Below are 23,208 nucleotides of genomic sequence, written 5' to 3'. Positions count from 1 at the left end.
TATAAATCACGATACCATGAATAAGCTTATTTATCTACTGGCTGCAATATCTCTGCCAGCCGCAACCTACGCCCAGAATGGCTTTTACCTCTCCGCTTCCGGTGGCGCCGGTATCTCGAACGCTACCCGGTCTGAAATTCCAGGGCCCACGCTGGGGGACAAGCATGCTGTGTTCCAGTATGGCGCCAGGATAACGGTAGGCTATCAAATGAAGCGCTGGCGCTTGCAGACTGGAGTACAATACCTTACCAGTGGCTTTAAGAGGGACCTTATATTCGGCAACGATTTCAACCCGGCTAATCTTCCCGGTGTCGTCAACCCATCAGGTGATCAAAGCGTGACTTTCCATCATATAGGAATCCCGGTACAGGTAGCCTATACCTTGCCTCTGGGCAATAAGTTAAGCCTGGTACCCACGCTTGGTGTGCTGGCGACTTATAATACCGGCGCGACGGTACAAACGTGGGAAGGCAATAACAAAAGCACTTACAACCTGACCGGAGATGCATTCGGTACGCAATATAACCGGATCTCGGTTTGGGGTACGGCGGCACTTCATCTCGAATATAAGCTGAGCGACAAAGTAAGCCTCTTCGGCGGCCCATCGGCTAGCTACATGTTCGGTAACATGGTGAAACAAGGAAGCATTCCTTATGCCAGCGTCACCCAAAGAAATTACAATATCGGATTCGAGTTGGGTATTAAGATCGCGCTTTAACCTGCCTGGTATCATCAAGATAAAAAGAATCCCGCCCTGCCGCTGATCTTATTAAAGACCGGCAGCAGGGCGGGATTATTATATAAGTGCTATAAGGATTGGAGAAATTTCAGCACGGCATCGCGATCCGCCTTGGAAAGCTTAACGAAGGCTTCTTTCGAACGCTGCGCCTCACCACCATGCCACAGGATCGCTTCGATAAGCGTGCGGGCCCGGCCGTCGTGGAGGTAAAAAGGCGTACCGTTTGTTTTGGTAAAAAGGCCGATACCCCACAGCGGCGGCGTACGCCATTCGTTGCCGTCGGCGAGATAGTCCGGCCGTCCGTCGGCGAGATCGGCGCCAAGATCGTGCAGTAGCAAGTCGGTATAAGGATGAATGCGCTGGTTACTGAGCACGGGTTGACGTACATCGATGCCGGTATATACTGTGGGAATATGGCAACCGGAACAATTCAGCTGTGTGAAAAGCTTTTCGCCTCTAAGCGCGTCAGCATCGGTCACATTGCGCCGCGCCGGTACACCCAGGGTTTGCACATAGAAAGTTGTGGCCTGCAGCATGCTGTCGGCCAGCTCGGGGTCGTCGGCCAGATCATCGTTCTGCTCTTGTCCATACGACGATTCCCGGGGAAAGATCGTACTGGTGATGCCGATATCCTGCTGGAAAGCCGATGCTACCTGTACCATCAGGTTGGGGTTGTTGGCTTTCAGCCCGAAACGGCCCAGCACCCGCTTGCCGCTCAGGGGATCGTGCACATAATTGGGGCGTCCGCTGATGCCGTCGCCATTGGCATCGCTCTCGTCGGCAAAGGAAAGAAGGGTTTCATCGGGTATCAGCTCCAGCAACCCCAGGCCAAATACCGGCGGCGCAAGACGTACTGAGAACATACAACCGGCCGGCAAAGCCTTGTAGGGATTGTTCACAGTGTATACCGGCTTGCGCAGCGAGACACTTTCACCGTCGGCAAAGGTGAAGGGTACCTCCGTGTAGTCGATCTTCATTTTTGCTTCCGCCACTTTTCCGCTCACGGCTTTATCCTGCAATTGTCCGCCAAAACCGGCTACCGCCAGCGGCCCGCCGAATGCGTCGGCTCCCGGTACGCTAAGCCGCGTCAGTAACGAAGAAGTGATGAGGCCCATGGTAGGCGTTCCCTTTCCATCGTTATGGTGACAGCTCACACAGGATACATTGTTGTATACCGGCCCCAGACCCGAGAATATAGGCGCCGGCGCGGAAACAAATGTTTGGCTGAACAAGGCATCGCCAAGCTCATGCATGAACGCGTCGCGACCACTAAGCCCGGGGATGGCCGAACCGAAGGCCTGGGAATTGGACAGGAATATAGTGGCTGCACCACCGGACAGGCGGGGATCGTACTGCTCTTCGGGGAACTCCTCTGCCTTACGGCATAAGGTACCCGTAATTACCATCAGCACAAGGATACCCACTACACTTAGCTTCTTCATTTCTGAGCTAAAAATCCCGGCAGCACAGGAAGCGTGCCGCCAGGATGATTATAAAAAACAACAACTATATGGTCTGTTGAACACGCAAGCACTAATCGGTTACATACTGCGTAATATAAGGCACCAGCTCTCCTTCCAGTGTTTCTTTCAACGACTGCAGGGCTGTGAGTGTATTTTGCACCTGGTTGCGCTGTGTATAGATCGCCTGCTCAAAGGTGGTGGTAATGCCGTCGAAAGAGTTGATGGCCACTTCGAACTTCTGCCTGATCGTTTGATCCAACGCGGCCTTATTGGCTTTCACCAGGTCGCTGAGGCTCTTGCCGCCATTGGCGCCATAAGTACAAAGGTATACATTGCGTGCGCCGATAATATTGTTGCGGAAGTCGGTGATCGAGTTGTGCGAATAAGGTGACTCGGATATGGTGCTATCGGCCTGTGCAGGGTTATTGGGCTGGAAAGGCTCTACCATTTTGCTCTCACCTACTTCGCTGCAAATATCGATAAGGGCATTGGCCAGGGCTTCCAGGGCATCCCGCTTGTTCTCGTAGCGGCTGCCTGCGCCAGGGGTCATCAACTCTTTTCCGAAATAGGTAGCACCCGGCAACCAGCTTGCCTGAAGCTTGTTCACGTTATTAAGCACATCGGCCGACAGGGCAGTCATATATTCTTTTTCCCTGGCAGTAAGCGCAGCGGCCTGCTTGTTGCCGTCGGCTCCCCACAGCATATATTCCAGGGGGTGGAAGCCTCTCAGGGTCAGCTCGGCTTCTTCATCGGGATTATCGAGACCGGCAAGGTATTCCACGGTAAGCGCCTGGGTACCGGCCAGCAGATCGTTCATGCGGGTCTTATCGGTAGGCCAGGTATCCATGTACGGATCGTAATTATCGTCTTCTACAGGTCCTATCAGGAAACCTTCGCTTTGTTCCCATATCACGCGGACAGCTTTCCAGGCGGTACGCGCCGCTTCCAGGTTGGCCGGTGTAGGATTGGCAGCCAGCGCCTTCACCGCGTTGTCAAGCTCCGTCGCTTTGGCCTTAAAATCGGCGTACAGCGGATTGCCAACTACATTGACAAAGTCGGAGAGCACCAGGCTCTTCAGCTGGTTAAAATCTTCAGCGGGCTGGGGATCGGAATCCGATTTACAACCCGTCATGGTTGCCGTCAGCAGCGCAGCGCCGGCAAAGCCGAGCAGGACATATTTTTTCATCATCTGGAATGTGTATGGGTGTTTCAAAAAAATACTTTGTTATTCTTATAAAGTCACTACCAGCTGATCGCCCGCTACTATTGCCGGCAGGTGTACCATAGGCTTCGAAGCCGGCCCTTTCTCCACTTTACCATCGGCGGCGAATTTGCTGCCATGCAGGGTGCAATAGTAGCCGCTGCCGGCTTTGGTGAGCGGGTGCCTGGCATGCGTACACATAAGCAGCATAGCTGAATAGGTACCATCATCCTTCTTCTGTACGGCGATATCGTAATTATAGTTACTGACCCGCAGCAGCTGGAAGCTGTGCCCCCCATCGAACTGGGTCAGCGGTATGCTCACTTTGCCATCGGTCTGCGAAGCCTTCAGCACACCCAAACCGGTGCTTCCGCATGATTCCAGCAGGGAAGAGCCCAGCAGGGCGCCCAGGCTCATCGCTGCACAGGCGCCGCAAGATTGTTTCAGAAAGCTTCTCCGGTTCATAGCTACTTCGTTAAAAAGAATAACCGATACCGATATTCAGGAAAGTATTGTTCTCTGCATAAGGCCTGATGACCGGCGGCGGATTGATCAATAAGGCCTTATTGAAGGGACCGGTATTGGTCAGCCTTACATCGGCCTTAACCGTTATATTAGGAATGGGCATGAAGTTGAGCCCCGCGATCAGGTGCGACTGCTTCAGGGTGCCGTCGTAAATTCCATTGGTCGGGATTGAGGCATTGAGATCCAGCTTCTCGTAGCGGGCAAAAGCGATCAATTGCTTGTTTTCGAACTTTTCGCTTTTGATCGTTTCAAAAAGATTATAGCCCAGCTCGGCATAGACGCCGTACATCGCCGATGGCGTATTGTTGGCATAGCTGCGGTTGATATCGCCTGCTTTAGGATAAGAAATATAGCTGCCGAGTATTTTGGCGCTGAAGCCATGGGCCGAATACTGTACGTCGGCTTCACCCAGGTATATGGGTGCGGCCAGCATACCCGAGGTCATGTGCAGGCTGTCGGCCGTATAGCTGCTGATACCTATGGTACCGCCTGCATAGCCAGCCACCTGTACCTGGAAGTCACCTACAAATGCTTTTATCGAAGCTGTTGCCGCCAGGTTGTTGCCGCTGGAGCGCTGCCCGCCACCTTCACCATCGGCGATCCCGGTGCCGTGGGTAAAAGAGGAGGCATCGAGGCCATTCACAACGGCAATGCTGTAAGCAATGGGTAAGGTGCTCATTTGTCCGTAAAAACCCACGCCCAGCTCCCGCCAGGTGGAAGGGATCACCAGCTGTTCCACCAGCGGACGCTCCACCCCATTGAAGTTGGTGGGCAGGTGATTCTCGTTGAGGATACCGAGTCGCGGCAGAAAAAGGCCTGCTACGATATATTGCCGGGGGTTGAGGCTGAACTTAAGATACGCCTGTTCCATCCCGATCTCGCCTTTGGGCTTCCCGCCCTCTACGCGGGCATCGGCGATCTCCAGCTCGGAAAAGAAAGCGATGCGGTTGTTGAATTGATGGCCTACGAACAGGACAACCCTGTCGAGGTTTACCGTAGATGTTTTATATTGGAAATTGCGCTGGTAAGAAGCCTGGCCGTAGCCTGAGATCACGGTCTGGGCATGATCGGCGTTACCGCCGGTGAGCAGGTCTTCTCCCGTATTGGCGATCAGCTGCTGGGCCGGGGTCATGCCGCTCCTGATCTTCTCTTTCTGCTCTGTATCTTGTTGTGCAGTAGCGGCAAAACTGAGCTGCAGGAGACTTATTCCCAGCAGCGCTTTTTTTAAGGTAGACCTCGGCATTTTAGAAAATTTCGGCCGCAAAGGAAACAAAGTTTCACCAGAAAACGGCCGGTATTGACAGAAATGACAATACTATTACAAAATCGGAAGCAGAAAACGGCCGGCACCCCGCCTGAGCACATAACCGTTTCGCCGAAGTTTCCCCCGTATTTACCGAAACATTATATCTAAGTGAACCCGGCTTCATTTAGTTTTGCCTTATCATTTCAAAAACAACAAAACAATGACAAAACGTTTCTTACTTTCTCTTGCACTGGTAATGGGGTTTGCGGGCGCAGCGACGGCCCAGGAATTCAAACAAACGCTGGGTACTTCCGTTAAAGCTTTCTTCGATGGCAAGGACCAGACCGAAAAGATAGGCCAGAGTAACCGCCTGGGCCTGATTGCCAAAAAGTTCAATACCGAATGGTCTGCCGCTTACTATGCTGCATTGTCCAAGATCATGCTCAACTATGATGAAAAGGACGAGGCCAAAAAGGACGCCTACCTGGATGAAGCCGAAGACTTTCTGGCTACGGCTACCACCCTGGCCGACAAGAATGATAAAGGCCAGCAATCGGAGTTGTATGCACTGAATGCTATGCTGGCCAACGCCCGCCTGGGTGTGGACCCCAAAAAGCGCTGGCAGAAATACGGCAAGATATTTGAAAGCAACCTGGAAAAGGCCAAGGAATACAATGCGGAAAACCCCCGTATCTATTTCCTGAAAGCCACCAGCGTATTCTTCACGCCCAAGATGTTTGGCGGCGGTAAAAAGAAATCGCTTGAATATTTTGAGAAAGCAGAAGGGCTTTTTGCAAAGGAATCACACGACGATATCACAAAGCCCTTCTGGGGCAAGGAAGCCAATGACGAGTTTATGAAGCAAGCCAAAACAGACGATTAATAACCTCTTGATTACAAAACAAAAAGCCGCCGGAAGACGTTTCCAGGCGGCTTTTTGTTGCTCGAGCCCGCCATGCGCCTGCCTACACAGAATACGTATTTTTACCGATACCGCCGGCCGGGCTTTCTGCTATCTTTGTAGTATCGAAAGCCCCTCCCATGCCCGAATACCTGAAGCTTCCCCTGAAATTCGAACCCTTTTTCGAAAAGCGGAAACTGGATACCTGCACCCCGCAGCAGTCTATCGCCCGTAACCTGCACCTGCTGATCACGACCACAACAGGAGAACATAAGCAGGACGCGGCTTACGGCGCCGGATTCTGGGATCACGATTACGACATTCATTTGTCTAACGACGCCCGGAGAGAAATGGTGATCGATTCGCTGCAACGGCAGATTGCAGCTTATGAAAAAAGACTGGTGGCTGTGGTGGTTGAGGTTAATGTAAAGCAGGTCCCCGTGAACGAATCGGTGGGTACACGGCTCCGTCGGCGTATCGAGATCATTGTCCAGGGCAACCTGGCCCGTAGCAATGAGCCCTTCCGTTTTGCCACCGGCTTCTTTATAGGGCCTATGGCATTTGATTAATGCACCAGACCGGCCTCCTTTTCCCTTCAGGGAATTTCATTTTTCCGAATACTTCAAAAATACAGGCTCAACCGTTATGCTGAAAAAAGAACAGATCAGGGACCGCATGCTGAAAACGGCTGCCAGGCTTTGGGAGATCCCGGAGGGAGAGATAGAGACCAATTTTGATCCGCTGATCCTATTGCTACTGGAGGCCTGTGCCGGGGAGCTGGAGCAGATAGGCGCAGGTATCAGCGCTACGCAAAACCGGCTCATCGATCGCCTGGCCGAACTGATACTGCCCGAAGCGATGATCAATGCCCACCCGGGATCCTGCATCATGCAGGCCCAGCCGGTGGAAGCCAGGGCCATGCTTGATGAAACCACGCGCTTCTATACCACACAGCGTATTCAGCAGGCGGGCATGACCGCCTACAACCGGGATTTCTATTTTACGCCTGTGGGTAGCTTCCAGCTACTTAAGACCAATCTCGGCTATATGAAAGCCGGGCATAAATTTTACCGCTTCACAGCCAGCGGTCAAAAAGAGCTGATCGGTGATACCGGCCACAGCGGCGCTTCCAACGAGCTTTGGCTGGCATTGACGCCGGAGAAGGGATTAAACAGCTTTAAAGGGCTGCAGCTTTTCTTTGATCTCAAAGGGCATAGCGAGTCGGATCTTTTTTATAGCAGCCTGCTTCATGCAAAGGCTTATGCCGGGGAGCAGGCGCTTAGCCTGGAAAGCGGTTATTATAAAGGATACCAATTTGAGCTGAACCTGGAAGAGGCGCTGTCGGGCGGCTATCACTACAGCCGTAAGGTACACCGGCAGGTAGCCGGCGTTTATGCCCGCCAATTTGTTAACCTGGCCGGGGACCTGCAACCGGTTCCGGGCGATATGCCCGGCGCCTGGACCGGCCTGCCCGAAAAGACTTTACAAAGCCTCCAGGCCGAGGGCCTCGTCTTTATCCGGATTGTCCTGGGACGTATGTTCCAGCAAGAGACGCTTGACAGGCTGCATTGCAGCATTAATGCGTTCCCGGTGATCAACCGGTCGCTCAATACCCTGCATCACCGTACCGACAGCCGGGTTAATATAGTACCTATGCCCATAGAGGGCAGCTTCCTTGACCTGCAGGACGTTACCGGCTCCCCGGGCGGAAAATACCGGATCAACAGCTCGGCCGGCGGCCGTCAGGTGGAAGAAGGCGAAGCGATCGTGCGCCATGGCGGCGTAGGCAAAACGAACGCCCGGGAGGTGCGCGAGATCATAGGCAGCCTAACGGAGGCCATCCGGGATGAAAGCGCCTACTTTAGCCGTATGAGTAATGAATTTGTGCTGGCGCGCCTGCGGGAAATTACGCGCATACTGGCGCGGCTTGAGGATCAGATGCAGGTGGCCCGTGATAAAAAGGAGGCCTTGCATTACCTGTTGCTGAAGCCTAAAGCTGCAGGAGAGTCGATAACGGTAAGCTACTGGACCACTAACGGTACAGAAGCACATGTGGTCAAGGCCGGCACATCGCTTACCGCATTCAATCATACGCTCACACCTTCGCGCAGCGCCTTTACGCTGACCAATGTTACCGGTGGAAAATCGACGATCTCCGATGCAGAAAAAAAATACATTCTTCAACGACAGCTGGCATCGGGAGGGAAGATCATAAGTGCCGAGGATGTAAAGCTGCTGAGCTACCAGTTGCTGGGCGACAGGATCAAAAAAATAGCGGTGCGGAAGGGCGTGCAGCCAGGAGTAGGCCCCAACCAGGGATTTCAACGCTCCATTGATATTTTTCTTACATTAGCGCCCCGGCATAGCGATTCGGAGCAAGACGAGGTCGGCTATCTTTGCCGGGAGCTGGAATATTATCTCAGCTTGCATGCCTCTCCGGTATATCCTTTCCGGTTGGTGCTGCAATAAGGCCACTATTTTAAAAGGACTACCGATAACCGATGAAGAAACTTTTATTTTCCCTTTGTCTGGTGCTGCTGTGCTGCACCGCTTTTGCACAGAAATACCGTGCTGTAATTACGACTACATACGGCAAGATCGAATTATTTCTTTACGACAATACACCCAAGCACAGGGACAATTTTGTCAAGCTGGCCAAAAGTCATTTTTATGACGGTACGCTTTTCCATCGTGTGATCCCCGACTTTATGATCCAGGGCGGTGATCCCGATTCCAAAACGGCCAAGCCCGGCGCTCCGCTGGGTAATGGTAGTACAGGTTACCTGGTTCCCGCAGAAATAAAACCCGGGAATATCCATAAACGCGGCGTACTGGCTGCAGCACGCGATAACAATCCCGAGAAATCGTCTTCCGGGTGCCAGTTCTATATTACCGTGGGTAAGAAATTTACGGATGCCGACCTGGACAATATCAGCAAACGTACCGGCCAACAGTATACGCCGGAGCAACGCGCACTCTATCGCACCATCGGCGGCACGCCTCACCTGGATGGCAATTATACTGTGTATGGCGAAGTAACCAGCGGCATGGATATTGTAGACAAAATTGTAAAACAGCCCCGCGATGGCATGGATCGCCCTAAAGAGGATCAGAAAATACTGAAGCTCAGGGTTAAAAAGAAGTTTTTATTCTTCTGGATATAAAAAATGCCTGCGTTCAAAAAACTTCCGGTGAGCATTCTCCGGAAGTTTTTTTGTTTCTTCGGGAGATGAATACCACCGTGCTGAAGCAAATGCTGGATCGTAAAGTAGCCGAATACGACCAGCCCGATTTCATAGCTAAGGATCCCGTGAGCATTCCTCATCGCTTCAACCGGCTCCAGGATATCGAGATATCGGGCTTCTTTGCTGCACTTTTTGCCTGGGGCAACCGGACCTCGATTATTAACAGTTGCAACCGTTTGCTGCAGTCGATGGATAACGCGCCCTACGACTTTGTGCGCAACCATACCGAAGCCGATCTAAAACCCCTGCTCACCTTTGTCCACCGTACCTTCAACGCGACGGACCTGTTCTGGCTCCTTCATTTTCTCCGGCAGCATTTCCACAATCATGACACACTGGAGACGGCTTTTTCACAATTTATCAACCCCTTATCCCCCGATATTACACAGGCAATCAGCGGCTTTCACGACTATGTATTTGCTGCGTCCATGGCGCCAGAGCGTACCCGGAAGCATATCTCTACTCCGGCTAAACAATCGGCCTGCAAGCGGCTGAATATGTTCCTTCGCTGGATGGTGCGTCGCAATAGTGCCGTCGACTTTGGCATCTGGCGCAAGATCAATCCGGCACAGCTTGTATGCCCGCTGGATGTGCACGTAGCCCGGGTAGCCCGCCGGCTCCATCTGCTGAGCCGCAAACAGGATGACTGGGAAGCAGCCCTCGAGCTCACAGCCGGCCTGCGCCAGCTCGACCCCACCGATCCTGTGCGGTACGACTATGCGCTATTTGGCCTGGGCGTCATTGAAAAATTCTGAACGGAAAGCCCGCCTGTATTGTTCCTCGAAATATTTCTCTATCTTGTAGCACTATAGGCGTCCTTAACACCATAGCAGCCGGTCCAAATATCCCGGGGAACAGGTATATGATATAAATTATACTTCTCCCCCAACGTTTGCCTGTTATCGGGTCGTCTCTGGACTTGGAGTAGGGTGTCGGTCGTGCCGACCGGGGTATATATTCCAGTAAACCAAACCGCAACCGAACATAAAAAGCCATTTATGTATACAGCATTACAACGCATTATCCTTTTCCTTTGCTTGCTCCTGGTCCCTGGTTTTTCTAGTTATGCACAGCTTGTGGTTACCGATAACCAGACGGCTACGCAGCTGGTACAAAAGCTTACAGGCTCGGGGGTAACCGTATTAAATCCAACCCTTACCTGTCCCGGATTATCCAATGCGGTATTTTCCGGTACCAGCAACCTGGGTATCGACAGCGGTATCATTCTTACGTCGGGAAGAGCCATGACCGTGCCTGGCGGCGCTATAGGTGTGAACGGCCCCAATACGGGCGGCCCCGGCCCCGATTTTGCAAATGGCGCACCCGGAGACCCGGATCTGAATAATATCCTGGCCGGCCTGCAAAGCAATAATGCCTGTGTATTGCAATTCGACTTTGTTCCTGCGGGCGATTCTGTGAAATTTGATTACGTTTTCGCTTCCTCCGAATACCAGGTCTATTCCTGCTCCCAATGGAACGATATGTTTGCCTTCCTGATCAGCGGCCCCGGATTTACCACACCTTATAATATGGCGCTGGTACCCGGCACCACGGTTCCTGTCTGTGTCAATTCCACTACAAGCATTATTCCCAATGGCGGCGTCAATCCCTGCAACGGCGGCGATTGTACACCCTGTACCAATATGGCCACGGGTTCGCCCTTCTCTGCTTACTACGTAAACAATGTAGGAGGGGCAACGATTACGTACCGTGGTTTCACTACTCCTTTTACAGCCAAAGCCCAGGTCTCGGCCTGCGATACCTATCACCTGAAGCTGGCGATTGCCGACGGTTCGGCCGGTGGCAACGACGATATCCTGGATTCGGGTGTGTTTCTTAAAGCAGGGAGCCTCAGCTCGACATCACTCCTCGTAAAGACGTTTGGCGGTGGCGGCCTGGAAGTACCCTTTACCAACACCGTGCGCGGCTGCCCTCCCGGCCTCATACGCATCAGCCGCAACGGTAGCCTGGGACAAGCCATTACGATTCCCCTCAGCATTTCGGGAACCGCAGTAAACGGGGTGGACTATAATACACTGCCCACCAGCGTAACGATGCCTCCCGGCGATAGTGTGGTCAATCTGTTTGTGAACGGCATTCCCATGAATCCCGCAGTGGGGCCCAAGTCTGTGGTGGTCAAGATACTGTCGCCCTATACCTGCGCCAGCACCAATGAGCCGATCGTGCTGTCTGCCGATACCATCATGATCTATGATTCGATCTATGTAAAGATACTGACACCAGATACTGCGATCTGCCGCGGCAAATCGGTAGACCTGAAGGTTGATGCCGATACGGCGCTCGATTTTATATGGAGTCCTGCAGCTACGGTAAGCAATCCGCTGGAGCAGAATGTAACGGTAACACCAACCGATCCTACCACCTATACCGTAAGCGTAACGTTGCCGGTAGGCGGATCGGGATGCGCTCCCTCCACCGCCCAGGTGAAGATCGATGTAAAAGATACGCCCAGAGTGAACCTGGGAGCTGATAAAGCCACCTGTGGCGATGCCGTGCAGCTATATGCCAATACGTCGCCGCCGAATCCCGACGAACGGTTTTCCTGGACGCCGGTAACCGGCTTAAGCGATCCGGAGATCCGCAACCCGCTTGCTGTACCCCCGGCAACCATCGATTATATGGTAAAGGTGAACCCCGGGGCCGTAGGCTGTGATGGCTACGATACCATAAGGGTACGCCTGCTGCCCGATCATATTACGGTGCTGAACGAGGACACGGCTGTGTGTGCCGGTACCCTGATACCATTAAGGGTCCTCGGCGATACGGCGTTCAGCTATAACTGGACCCCCGAGCCGGACGTAGTCGATCCCCTCGCGGCCAATACCACCCTTCATGCCATGACCAGCGGGTATTATACCCTTACCGCCTCTTTCCCGGGCTGTATTGATATGCCCGACAGCTTTTATGTGGAGGTACAACCGGTTCCCGATGTCCATATAGGCCCCGACAAGATCATTTGCTCTTACGATGCGATCCAGATGTATGCTGCCGTAACGCCAATCAATTATCCCAGCTATACTTACGACTGGACACCAGGCGCCGGCCTTACGGACTCTACGATACAAATGCCGGTATTCAACGGCGATGCTTCGGTACCGGAGCTTACCGTAAAGGTGACCACACCGCTGGGCTGTACCGGAAGCGACACGATGACCATGACCGTATTTCCAGGTGACTTCCTGGTGGTGATGCCCGATACGGGCGTATGTCCGCCGGCAAATGTGCAGCTCCTCGCCGAGGGCGCCAGCACCTATACCTGGTCGCCCGGGTACGGGTTGGATCATGCGGATATTGCCCAACCTGTGGCTACTCCCGAAAGCCCTACCCTGTACACGCTCATTGGCGCTAAAGACTACAGCAGCCATACCTGCTATGATACCCAGACGGTGATGGTGAATGTATATCCGCAGGCAACAATAACCCTTCCTGACAGTGTGCAGCTATGGCCCGGTGAAAGCTACCAGATCGACCCGGCCGGTAACTGTCTTTACTACCAGTGGTTCCCGCCGTCGGGGTTAAGCGCCGTCAATATTTCTAATCCGGTGGCCCAGCCTGAAGTGAGAACCCGTTATTTTGTAACGGCCCGCACCGAGCATGACTGTCTCATAAAAGACTCTATCGATGTACTGGTCAATACAGAATCTGTGCTGAATGTGCCCAATGCCTTCTCCCCTACCAGCGGCGATTTCAAGATCGTGAAGCGGGGTATTGCCCATCTCAAATATTTCCGTATATTCAACCGTTGGGGCAACAAGGTTTTTGAAACGTCTGATATCGATCAGGGCTGGAATGGCAGATTTAATGATAAAGAGCAGCCGCTGGGTGTGTATATCTACAGTATAGATGCCACCACCAGCACGGGTAAGCCTTTTAGAAAAGATGGCAATGTGACGCTTATCCGGTAGCCGGTAACAGCATGAAGAAGGAGCGTTGAAAGCATTGCTGACAAGGGCTGCTTAACGTATACTGCGATCATTACGATTAAACTATAAACATAACCGGAGTTCGATGAAGTGATTTGGAGGGTAATAAAAAAAATATTTTGATAATTTTATGGATAATCAATTTTTTTTTGCACTTTTATCTCCCAAAAATTTCTATTAAGAAAATCTCGCGGAAATAACTTTTGATAAACAGCTTAACAAACAAATTATGAAGTGTAGAATTACGATTGCGGGCGTTGGCCTGATTGCAGCAGCAATGCTCAACACAGGAAGCGCTCAAGCTCAGGATGTCCACTTTACACAATTCGATGCTTCGCCGCTTTTGCTGAACCCTGCTAATACCGGCGCCTTTAATGGCGAGGTGCGTGCTTCGGCCATTTACCGCGATCAGTGGCGTAGTGTGGTGGGCGCAGCTGCATTCAAAACTTATGCCGTTTCCGTAGATATGCCTATCATCCGTGATATTTCTGTTGACGATTATCTGGCAGGCGGTCTCTCAGTCTACAATGACCGGGCCGGCGATGGTAATCTCAACAACTTCTCCGCTTTGCTTTCCGTTGCCTACCACAAGTTCCTGGGGCAGGATGGCAGGAAGGTGCTGACCGTGGGCCTGCAAGGCGGCTATTCTCAAAAGAATCTTGACCTGAGCCGGTTGTATTTCGGCGACGAATTCCAGGAAGGGACGCTCAACCAGGGTACCTCTGCCGAATTTGGCTGGCTTACGACCAAAACCAATAATTATGTTATCAATGCCGGCATCAGCTACGCGCAGGCGGTGAGCGAGAAGTTCTCCTTCACCATCGGCGCCGGTGTCAACAATATCAACCAGCCACTGGAATCGTTCGATCGCCGCGAGGCATCCAGCGATGTAGGTCTGGGTATGCGCTACACCGGCCAGATCGGCGCGATCATTGGCGTTGGCGACCGGTTTACCCTGAAACCCGCTGTACTGGTGCAATCCCAGCAGAAGGCCATGGAAATTATTGCCGGTAACGAATTCAATCTGAAAGTAGGCAACGAATACGATCTTCCCACTGCACCAGCCGTATTTGCCGGTGTATGGTACCGTCACGATGATGCCATTATGGTTACTGCGGGTCTTGAATTCAAAGGTTTCCGCGTAGGTGTGGGTTATGACTACAATACTTCAGATCTTAAGAATGCGTCTAATGGTAACGGTGGTTTCGAGATTTCCCTGCGCTACATAGCACCCAGTCCGCTGGCCTTTGCACGCAAGCTCCTTTACCCCTGCGGACGTTTCTAAGATTTATACTGTAAGGCTCTTAAATTTTATTGTTTCCTACATAATTGGGTGATAAAACAGAACATAACTGATTCATAAGGAGCCTGCCAGATAATTTTAAAAAAAATTTGGCAGGTTCTTCGTTTTTTATAAATCAATTTCTACTTTTATAGCCCAAGTTTCTAATTTAATATCATTTAATCAACGTTGCACGCACATGAGACGCAAATCGTTACTCTATCTATTTTCAGCCATTATCCTGGCAGCCGTTGTACAGAACGATGCTTTGGCGCAAAAAGATAAATACCGCAATAAAGCAAACGATCCTGTAGCCAAGTTGGGTTACGATAAAAAATTGCGTTGGGCAGACGGACTGTTTAAATCAGGCAGCTATTACAATGCTGCAGATTATTATGCCCAGCTCCTCCAGGAGCAGCCGCGTAATCCATACCTGAATTATCAGGCTGCTGAATGTGCGTGGTTCATGCGTGATTATGTACCGGCAGCACGTTATTACGGTATTGTTTACTCTGCCGCTTCCGCCTTATACCCCGAATCGATCTATAAAGAGGCTCAGATGCTGAAAATGCAGGGGAAATATCAAGAAGCGATCGGCCGCTTCCAGAAGTTCATTTCCGACAATCCCAAATCTTTCAAAAAGCTGAAGAAAAGGGCACAACGTGAGATCGATGGCTGCAAAATGGCGATGAATTCTGTAAACAATCCCATTCCCGCCACTGTAAAGAACCTTGGACCAAATGTAAATACTGCTTATACGGAGTTGTCGCCTTATCCCCTGGGCGATACCGCCTTGTTGTTTGCGACCATGAAATCAAACAACCAGGTTGAAGTAGGCAAGGAAAAGCGGGCCGACTATGTATCCCGCTTCATGATATCGCATAAATTTAAGCGCACCGAAGAGCGCGACACCTTCCAATGGCCTCTGGCATTCCTCGATGGACGCTTTAACGATGCCAAGTACCATACAGGTAATGGCTGCTTCAGCCCCGGCGGCGACCGCTTCTATTTTACGCGCTGCATGGAAAACGATAAGAATGAAATGACCTGCCGTATCTTCTGCTCAACTTTTGAAAAAGAAAAGTGGGGAGAGCCTGTATTACTGGCCTTCGGCATCAATGAAGGCGAATCGTCCAATACACAACCCTACATTGCCAAAGTAGGTAAAAAAGAAGTACTGTTCTTCTCCTCTAACCGGGTATTGCAAAGCCGTGGTAACTTCGATATTTGGTACTCTGTATACGATCCCCGTCAAAAGAGCTACCGTCGTCCGCAAAATGCCGGTAAGCAAATCAATACAGAAGGTAATGAGGCGTCTCCTTACTACGATACCCGTGTAAACAAACTGTACTTCGCGTCTGACGGCTGGGTGACTATGGGAGGCTTCGATATTTACTCTGCCGACGGCGGCCCTTCCCGTTACACCAATCTGACCAACCTGGGTTACCCCATCAATACCTCTGCCGACGAGCTGTATTACATCCACGATCCTGTAGGTAAGCCCGACGCCTATGTTGTGAGCAACCGTATTGGTTCTATCGCGTTGAAAAATCCTACCTGCTGCGACGATATCTGGCGTATTCAGTACGAACCCAAGATCTATGCTATGGGTAAGGTGCTGGATCAAAAATCTCAACGGCCTGTAGCACAATCCGTAGTGAAAATGGTAGACGAAGCCGGTAATCTGAAAACCTATAATTCTGAAGACGGTCAATTCCAGTTCCTTACTGCCAGGGGACATAACTATGTGCTGACTGCCGATAAAGCCGGTTATCTTTCTACCAAAGCAACCGTAAGCACAGAAGGTATCAAGCGCCAGGATCCGGACGACACCGTTTTTGTAACGATCTACGTCGACAGCTTCGCCATTGACAAAGACTACGAAATGGCCAATATCTTGTACGATTATGATAAAGCGACCCTTCGTCCCGAGTCTGCCGCATCACTGGAAAAGCTGACCGAGCTGATGAAGAACAATCCTTCGCTTGATGTGAAGATCTTCTCCTATACCGATAGTAAAGGTACCGATGCTTACAACCTCAATCTTTCCCAGCAAAGAGCCGAATCTGTAGTCAACTACCTTGTACGTAACGGTATCGACCGCAGCAGGCTTTCTGCACAGGGTATGGGTGAAAAGAATCCTGTAGCATCCAATACAGGTCCCAAAGGAAAGGACAATCCTGAAGGCCGCCAGCAAAACCGTCGCACGACCTTCCGCATCATGACAGATGTACCTACACTTCGTACGATCTATGACAGCACCAAGCCTGGTACTATTGGTCAACAGGAGAAAAACCTGCAACAAGGTGAAGGTACCGATGAACAAGAACCGGCTGATTCCGACTCGCAGTTTGGCAATCCCGGAAGCCGCGTGAACTAATTCACAAAATAACTCAATAGTGAAGAGCGCCTTGTAAAACAGGGCGCTCTTTTCATTTTCACCCTGTACCTCTTCTCGTAGCAATTGTTGGAAAGCCTTACTGCGATGCTTACATTTGCGCCATGAATCACATTAAAGTCTCGTTCCCCGTAACCGACCAGGACAGCAGAGACACCCTGATGGCCATGCTCTCCACACTCGATTTTACCGGATTTGAAGAAACGGAGGATATGCTGATCGCTTATGCCGATGAGCAGGGTTACGATGAGGCTGCCGTACAGGAGATCGCCGGCCGGCTACAGCTTGGTTTCAGTACCGGGCAAATTGCGCAACGTAACTGGAATGAAGAATGGGAAAAGCATTTCCAGCCGGTAATCATTGACGGCTTCTGCAGTGTAAGAGCCGATTTCCATCCCCGCCCCGAAAACATTTCTTACGATATTGTGATCACGCCCAAAATGTCGTTCGGAACCGGTCACCATGCCACGACTGCGTTAATGATGACCTTTATGCGGGAAATAAATCTGCAGGATAAAGATGTGTTCGACTTTGGCACCGGAACGGGTATACTGGCGATACTGGCCGAAATGCTGGGCGCCCGAAGCGTGCTGGCTATCGACAATGATGAATGGTCTTTTGAAAATGCACAGGAAAACTGCACCCGTAATGCCGCTACAAAGGTAACTGTGCAAATGGGTACTGCCGACGATCTTCCGGCGGCGAGCACTTTCGATATCGTCCTGGCCAATATCAACCGGCATATCTTATTGGCGTATATGGATCGTATGGCCGCAATGCTACGACCGGGCGGTACGCTGCTGCTGAGCGGAATACTACCGGAGGATATTGCGATGATCCGCAGTGAAGCAGCGAGCGTGGGCTTTATTTATCAGCAAGAACGGATAGAACGGAACTGGGCCTGTCTTCAGTTTGCCCAAAAGGCGGAAAGCTAGTGCTGCGGCCCGCCGGCATTGAAACATTGAACCAAGGCTCCTATTTTTTGCTGTTCGGATGGAGAAAAGTTTGTGCTCAAAAGGTGGAACACCGTGACGCGTTCTATCGGCGCCGTGATCTGTTGCATTTGCTCCGGGCTTAATTCCAGGCCGAACCCAAGCGGGGTATTGCTGGCAACAGGGTTTATATTTGCCAATGCTTCTTTAAAAAGGATATGTACCCCATTGGTCAACAGCAATTCAAAATCGCCGTAGGTACCGACTAAACTATCAGCCAGCTTGCTTTTGGGCAGTGAATTCAGGGCCAGGTAATAGCGGGGGCGCAAGCTTTTGTCTGATGGGTTGGTCTCCTTACCAAAATATAAGCCCCAGTAATTTTCGGAAACAAACAATACCGACTCGATCACATTTCCATTTCTTAGCTTCCCTCGTCGTGTGTCAGCACATGGCTGTGCAAGCGCGTGGTATGATACGAATAAGAGGGCAAGGGAATATTTCAAGGCATTACGCATATACCGGAGGCGTATTTCTCTTATGAAAGCAGGTCGTCAATAGCAGGGGAGGCTTAAGGTTCTTTATCCAGCTGTTCCGCTTCTACTTTTTCAATAGCCTTTTGCGCCGCCATCTGCCCGGCCTCCTTCTTGGTATACCCGGAGGCGGTCATGAAGGATTCGCCATCAACTTCGATGGCTACGGTAAATACCTTGCGACCGGCTTCTATCTTTTCGCTCAGGGTTACAAAGTCGAGATGCTTACCGCTGCGCTGCGCCCAGGTGTAAAGCTTATTCTTGAAGTTATACTCGGTTATCTCCAGCTCTTCGATATCGATATAGGTGGCCAGCATTCTCTTCAGAATGAACCGGCGGGTCTTTTCAAAGCCGACATCAAGGTAGATAGCGCCAACCAATGCTTCCAGGGCATTGCCAAAGATATGGCTGCGGCGCAGCATCTTATCATTTTTATTGAAACGTACGATCTTCTGAAGGCCCATGCGCAGCGCAATTTCGTTAAGCGAGGTACGGCTTACGATCTTGGAGCGCATTTCGGTCAGGTAACCTTCGTGCCGGGTGGGATATTTTTTGAAGAGGTACTCGCCTACGATAGAACCGATAAAGGCATCGCCGAGATACTCCAGGCGTTCGTTATTGTTGGCGACCACATCGCTTTGGGACCTGTGCGTAATGGCGGAGATATAGTACTGCAGGTATCCGGGCTTAAAGCCCAGAATATTCTTGAGCGCTTTCTGGAGCGCTTTGTCTTCTTCTGAAAAACGGGTGAAAATATTTTTCGAAAGGCTCAATGCTGCTAGGCTTCGATTTTTTTGAAGACCACGGACGCATTATGACCGCCAAAACCGAATGTATTACTGATCGCAGCATTTACGGTACGCTGTTGCGCCTTGCTAAAAGTAAGATTCAATCTCGGATCAAATGCCGGATCGTCGGTGAAATGGTTGATGGTAGGAGGAACGATATTATTCTTCACTGCCAGAATGGTTGCTACCGCTTCAATAGCGCCGGCAGCACCGAGAAGGTGGCCGGTCATCGATTTGGTGGAGCTGATGTTCATATTGTAGGCATGCTCACCAAATACTTTCTGGATGGCGGTGATCTCGGCAATATCGCCTATGGGCGTAGAAGTACCGTGTACATTGATGTAGTCGATATCGGTCGTCTTCAGCTGTGCATCTTCCAGGGCATAGTTCATTACATTGATCACGCCCAGCCCTTCGGGATGCGGTGCAGTAAGGTGATAGGCATCGGCGCTCATGCCGCCGCCTACAATTTCGCAAATGATGTTGGCCCCGCGGCGTTTGGCGTATTCATATTCTTCCAGGATAACGCAGCCGCCGCCTTCTCCCAGCACAAAGCCATCCCGCTCGAGATCGAAGGGGCGGCTGGCTGTTTTGGGATCATCATTTCTTTCAGAAAGCGCCTTCATGGCATTGAAGCCGCCGATACCGGATTGCGTTACCACAGCTTCCGATCCGCCGGCAACAATAGCATCCGCCTTTCCCAGGCGGATATAGGTAAGCGCATCGATCATACCATGGGTGGATGAAGCGCAGGCGCTTACTGTAGCAAAGTTGGGGCCACGAAAGCCGTACTTCATGGAAATGTGACCGGAGGCAATATCGAGGATCAGCTTCGGAATAAAGAAGGGATTGAACCTCGGTGTACCGTCGCCGGCATTATAATTGGTCATTTCTTCGATAAAGGTGATCATACCACCGATACCGGATGACCAGATTACACCAATACGATCCCTATCCAGCGAAGGATCGTCCAGCTTTGCCTGCTGGATCGCTTCTGTAGCAGCTACCATGGCGATCTGCGAAAAACGGTCGAGCCTTTTAGACTCTTTCTTTTCCATGTGGTTGTCCACATTGAAATTTTTTAATTCGCAGGCAAACTTGGTCTTAAATTTTTCAGCATCAAACTGTTTAATGAAATCGGCGCCCGAAACGCCATTGATGAGCGCGTTCCAGTATTCACTTACTGTGTTACCAATGGGAGTTAGGGCGCCGAGTCCCGTTACAACTACTCGTTTTAACGTTACGTTCATTTAAACTAGTTAGATTACTGAGATGCTTACTTTGGGGGGGTAACAATTACTTCACGTGCTCTTCCAGATATGCAATAGCCTGACCTACGCTACCGATATTTTCTGCCTGATCGTCGGGAATAGAGATATTGAATTCTTTTTCGAATTCCATCATCAGCTCTACTGTATCCAAAGAATCCGCTCCAAGATCGTTGGTGAAACTAGCTTCAGGAGTTACTTCTGATTCGTCAACACCTAATTTGTCAACGATGATTTTCTTTACGCGATTAGCAATTTCGGACATAATGTTTGCAATTTAAGTTAATGGTGCAAAAATATACTTTTTAGTAAAACAAAGAAATGTTTTTTAGCGGGTAACGGATAAAATAAAGCCCCTTCCGCCGGCAGCGGCTTGTCTTTTTGATCAAAACCATCAAAGCAGGAAATCCTTCCTGGCAGCGGTTTCGCTGCAATATCTTACATACCTACCATGTCAGCCGGCACCACCCATTGATCGAACTCTTCGGCGGTCAGATAGCCCAATTCCACAGCTGTCTGCTTCAGGGTCTTACCTTGCTTGTGCGCTGTTTGGGCAATCTCGGCGGCTTTATAGTAGCCGATCCTAGTATTCAAGGCGGTTACCAGCATCAGTGAATTGTTTACATGTGCTTCAATATTTTTCTCGATGGGTTCAATGCCTACAGCGCATTTATCGTTAAACGACACGCAGCCGTCGCCGATAAGACGAGCGCTGTGCAGGAAATTGTAGATCATTACCGGCTTGAATACATTCAGCTCGAAATGACCGCTGGCCCCGCCGATGCTGATCGCCACATCGTTGCCCATTACCTGGGCTGCGATCATGGTGAGCGCTTCACACTGGGTAGGGTTCACCTTACCCGGCATAATGGAAGAGCCCGGCTCATTGTCGGGAATATGAATCTCGCCAATACCGGCACGGGGACCGGAGCTCAGCATACGCACGTCGTTGGCTATCTTCATCAGGCTAACCGCTACGGTCTTCAGGGCGCCATGTGCTTCAACGATCGCATCATGGGCAGCCAGGGATTCGAATTTGTTCTCTGCTGTAACAAAAGGCAGGCCGGTAAGTTCAGCGATCTTTTTGGCTACTGCTTCAGAATATCCTTTAGGCGTATTAATACCGGTACCTACGGCAGTGCCACCCAGGGCCAACTCGCTCAGGTGGGGCAGTGCGTTGTGGATCGCTTTGAGACCATGATCCAGCTGGGATACATAGCCGCTGATCTCCTGGCCCAGGGTAAGCGGCGTCGCATCCATAAAGTGGGTGCGGCCTATCTTCACCACATGCATATAGGCTTTGGCTTTGGCGTCCAGCGTATCGCGCAATTTTTTAATGCCCGGAATGGTCGTTTCAACCAGCATTTTATAGGCAGCGATGTGCATCGCAGTAGGGAAAGTATCGTTGGACGACTGCGATTTGTTCACGTCATCGTTGGGATGGATGAACTTTTCTTTATCGGTAAGCTGGCCGCCGTTGATCACGTGTGCACGATAGGCCACTACCTCATTCACATTCATATTGGATTGGGTGCCGGAGCCCGTTTGCCATACTACCAGGGGAAACTCCTTATCGAGCTTGTGATCCAGTATTTCGTCGCAGGCTTTACCTATGAGGGCCGATTTCTCGGCAGGCAGTACGCCCAGGTCGGTATTGGTAAGCGCCGCAGCCTTTTTCAGATAGGCAAAAGCCTGGATGATCTCTTTGGGCATCCGGTTGATGTCCTGGGCGATCTTAAAGTTGTCGATTGAACGCTGTGTTTGCGCGCCATAGTAGGCATCCACAGGAACCTGCACTTCGCCCATGGTGTCTTTTTCAATACGAAAGGACATATTATCAGATTTTGAGGTTAGCTGACGGGCAAACGTAGGCTGCCCGTTTTCTATTTCGGGCGCAAAGATATTGAAGATTTGCTAAAACAGATAAGCGATTTTAATCGCAAAAGGCAGGTGCAGGTTGAGGTCCCTGTCGCCTACGCGATCCTCATTGGGTGGTACCAATGTCGTAAACGAACCTTCCATACGCGGCGCCATCGCCCTGGTATCTATATCCGTTCTCATTTGTAGGGTGCGCAAACCCAGCCCAATATGACCTTCCAATAGCAAATGCTCCGTTAGTTTGCGGGCATAGCCCAGGAACACGCCGGCGCCGCAGGTCCATTTTCGTCCCCTGACATGATCGTAGGTGTATACGGCGCCATCTACATAGTGCAGATCGCCGTGATCGAGCTCCATATCCTGGTGACGGTAAAAGATTTCGGCGCCATAATATAAACGGCATCGCGCTCTCTGGCGGAAGTATTGTCTGACCTCGATGCGGAAACGGATGTCGCTGTTCAAGGTCTTATGCTGCTCTCCAATGGTATTGTTCAGCACATAGAACATAGGAATACCCAGGTCGAGACCAATGCCGAATTGCTCGCCAAAGTAGTATTCGAAGCCCACGGGAAAAAGCGCGCCATAGGGATCGGCCCAGGAGCAGGGCGTTAGCTTGAGGGCGGCGCAGTGGCTTAAGGTCCAGCGCTCGCCGCGATACTTTTTATGAGGGACATGATTTGCCGGTGCTTTTTGAGCAAATAAAAAAAACGGGCAAACCAACAACGATAGCACAAGGGTGACAGGACGGGCCATTCGTTATGATTTGCCAACAAGATATAATACAGCGATAATGAATTCAAACATAATCGCACATAAAAAATCGCTCAAGATACGTGAAGGCACAAATCGAAATAATGGAGTTGCTTTT

General features: G+C 50.9%; 20 protein-coding genes. 10 read left to right on the top strand and 10 right to left on the bottom strand.

All coding sequences use genetic code 11. From position 1 onward, the window contains the following. Window positions 1–16 precede the first annotated feature (16 nt). Window positions 17–718, top strand: a complete 702-nt coding sequence (locus DZK30_RS10770) for an autotransporter outer membrane beta-barrel domain-containing protein (protein ID WP_118974153.1) — start codon at window positions 17–19, stop codon at window positions 716–718. Window positions 719–807: 89 nt separating this feature from the next. Here DZK30_RS10770 and DZK30_RS10765 read toward each other — a convergent pair whose 3' ends face one another. The 4 genes from DZK30_RS10765 to DZK30_RS10750 form a co-directional block, all read right to left on the bottom strand. After that, window positions 808–2,181: a di-heme oxidoreductase family protein gene (locus tag DZK30_RS10765; protein WP_205529413.1), complete on the bottom strand. Its 1,374-nt coding sequence runs from the start codon at window positions 2,179–2,181 to the stop codon at window positions 808–810. A gap of 91 nt (window positions 2,182–2,272) precedes the next feature. Next, a complete protein-coding gene (locus DZK30_RS10760; protein WP_118974152.1) occupies window positions 2,273–3,391 on the bottom strand; it encodes an imelysin family protein in 1,119 nt (372 codons plus the stop codon). Between the two features lie 42 nt (window positions 3,392–3,433). Next, complete coding sequence (locus DZK30_RS10755) at window positions 3,434–3,868, bottom strand: QcrA and Rieske domain-containing protein (protein WP_118974669.1); 435 nt, start codon at window positions 3,866–3,868, stop codon at window positions 3,434–3,436. 10 nt (window positions 3,869–3,878) lie between these two features. Continuing rightward, complete coding sequence (locus DZK30_RS10750; RefSeq protein ID WP_118974151.1) at window positions 3,879–5,171, bottom strand: hypothetical protein; 1,293 nt, start codon at window positions 5,169–5,171, stop codon at window positions 3,879–3,881. A 223-nt stretch (window positions 5,172–5,394) separates the two neighbouring features. On the opposite strand from DZK30_RS10750, the gene DZK30_RS10745 reads away from it, so the two are divergent. The 9 genes from DZK30_RS10745 to prmA all read left to right on the top strand — a co-directional run bounded on the left by DZK30_RS10745 (window position 5,395) and on the right by prmA (window position 17,879). Further along, on the top strand, window positions 5,395–6,057 hold the full coding sequence (locus DZK30_RS10745; RefSeq protein ID WP_118974150.1) for a hypothetical protein: 663 nt from the start codon (window positions 5,395–5,397) through the stop codon (window positions 6,055–6,057). 158 nt (window positions 6,058–6,215) lie between these two features. Continuing rightward, window positions 6,216–6,644, top strand: coding sequence for a GPW/gp25 family protein (locus DZK30_RS10740; protein WP_118974149.1), 429 nt, complete (start codon window positions 6,216–6,218; stop codon window positions 6,642–6,644). Window positions 6,645–6,720: 76 nt separating this feature from the next. Next, complete coding sequence (locus DZK30_RS10735) at window positions 6,721–8,544, top strand: type VI secretion system baseplate subunit TssF (RefSeq protein WP_162903019.1); 1,824 nt, start codon at window positions 6,721–6,723, stop codon at window positions 8,542–8,544. Window positions 8,545–8,576: 32 nt separating this feature from the next. Next, a complete protein-coding gene (locus DZK30_RS10730; RefSeq protein WP_118974147.1) occupies window positions 8,577–9,239 on the top strand; it encodes a peptidylprolyl isomerase in 663 nt (220 codons plus the stop codon). 65 nt (window positions 9,240–9,304) lie between these two features. Then, window positions 9,305–10,075, top strand: a complete 771-nt coding sequence (locus DZK30_RS10725; RefSeq protein ID WP_118974146.1) for a TIGR02757 family protein — start codon at window positions 9,305–9,307, stop codon at window positions 10,073–10,075. Window positions 10,076–10,318: 243 nt separating this feature from the next. Next, on the top strand, window positions 10,319–13,246 hold the full coding sequence (locus DZK30_RS10720; protein WP_162903018.1) for a choice-of-anchor L domain-containing protein: 2,928 nt from the start codon (window positions 10,319–10,321) through the stop codon (window positions 13,244–13,246). Between the two features lie 247 nt (window positions 13,247–13,493). Continuing rightward, complete coding sequence (locus DZK30_RS10715; RefSeq protein ID WP_118974144.1) at window positions 13,494–14,549, top strand: PorP/SprF family type IX secretion system membrane protein; 1,056 nt, start codon at window positions 13,494–13,496, stop codon at window positions 14,547–14,549. A gap of 196 nt (window positions 14,550–14,745) precedes the next feature. Next, on the top strand, window positions 14,746–16,926 hold the full coding sequence (locus DZK30_RS10710; RefSeq protein WP_118974143.1) for an OmpA family protein: 2,181 nt from the start codon (window positions 14,746–14,748) through the stop codon (window positions 16,924–16,926). Window positions 16,927–17,048: 122 nt separating this feature from the next. Next, on the top strand, window positions 17,049–17,879 hold the full coding sequence (prmA, locus tag DZK30_RS10705; RefSeq protein WP_118974142.1) for a 50S ribosomal protein L11 methyltransferase: 831 nt from the start codon (window positions 17,049–17,051) through the stop codon (window positions 17,877–17,879). On the opposite strand, the gene DZK30_RS10700 is transcribed toward prmA, so the two are convergent. From DZK30_RS10700 to DZK30_RS10675, 6 genes are all read right to left on the bottom strand, one after another. After that, complete coding sequence (locus DZK30_RS10700; protein WP_162903017.1) at window positions 17,876–18,391, bottom strand: hypothetical protein; 516 nt, start codon at window positions 18,389–18,391, stop codon at window positions 17,876–17,878. The genes prmA and DZK30_RS10700 overlap by 4 nt on opposite strands. Window positions 18,392–18,444: 53 nt before the next feature. Further along, window positions 18,445–19,179 (bottom strand): ribonuclease III, encoded by a 735-nt coding sequence (rnc, locus tag DZK30_RS10695; RefSeq protein ID WP_240432902.1) that lies wholly within the window; start codon window positions 19,177–19,179, stop codon window positions 18,445–18,447. Between the two features lie 5 nt (window positions 19,180–19,184). Continuing rightward, window positions 19,185–20,444, bottom strand: coding sequence for a beta-ketoacyl-ACP synthase II (gene fabF, locus DZK30_RS10690; RefSeq protein ID WP_118974140.1), 1,260 nt, complete (start codon window positions 20,442–20,444; stop codon window positions 19,185–19,187). A gap of 46 nt (window positions 20,445–20,490) precedes the next feature. Next, window positions 20,491–20,727, bottom strand: a complete 237-nt coding sequence (locus DZK30_RS10685; protein WP_106520856.1) for an acyl carrier protein — start codon at window positions 20,725–20,727, stop codon at window positions 20,491–20,493. Between the two features lie 173 nt (window positions 20,728–20,900). Next, complete coding sequence (gene fumC / locus DZK30_RS10680; protein WP_118974139.1) at window positions 20,901–22,295, bottom strand: class II fumarate hydratase; 1,395 nt, start codon at window positions 22,293–22,295, stop codon at window positions 20,901–20,903. Between the two features lie 81 nt (window positions 22,296–22,376). Beyond that, window positions 22,377–23,093, bottom strand: a complete 717-nt coding sequence (locus tag DZK30_RS10675; protein WP_118974138.1) for a DUF3575 domain-containing protein — start codon at window positions 23,091–23,093, stop codon at window positions 22,377–22,379. Window positions 23,094–23,208: the final 115 nt, after the last annotated feature.

Origin of the sequence: Taibaiella koreensis (assembly GCF_003545715.1) — a bacterium.
Classification (GTDB): domain Bacteria; phylum Bacteroidota; class Bacteroidia; order Chitinophagales; family Chitinophagaceae; genus Taibaiella; species Taibaiella koreensis.
Note: the sequence above shows the minus strand (reverse complement) of the source record. Positions and strands in the feature narration are given on the sequence as shown.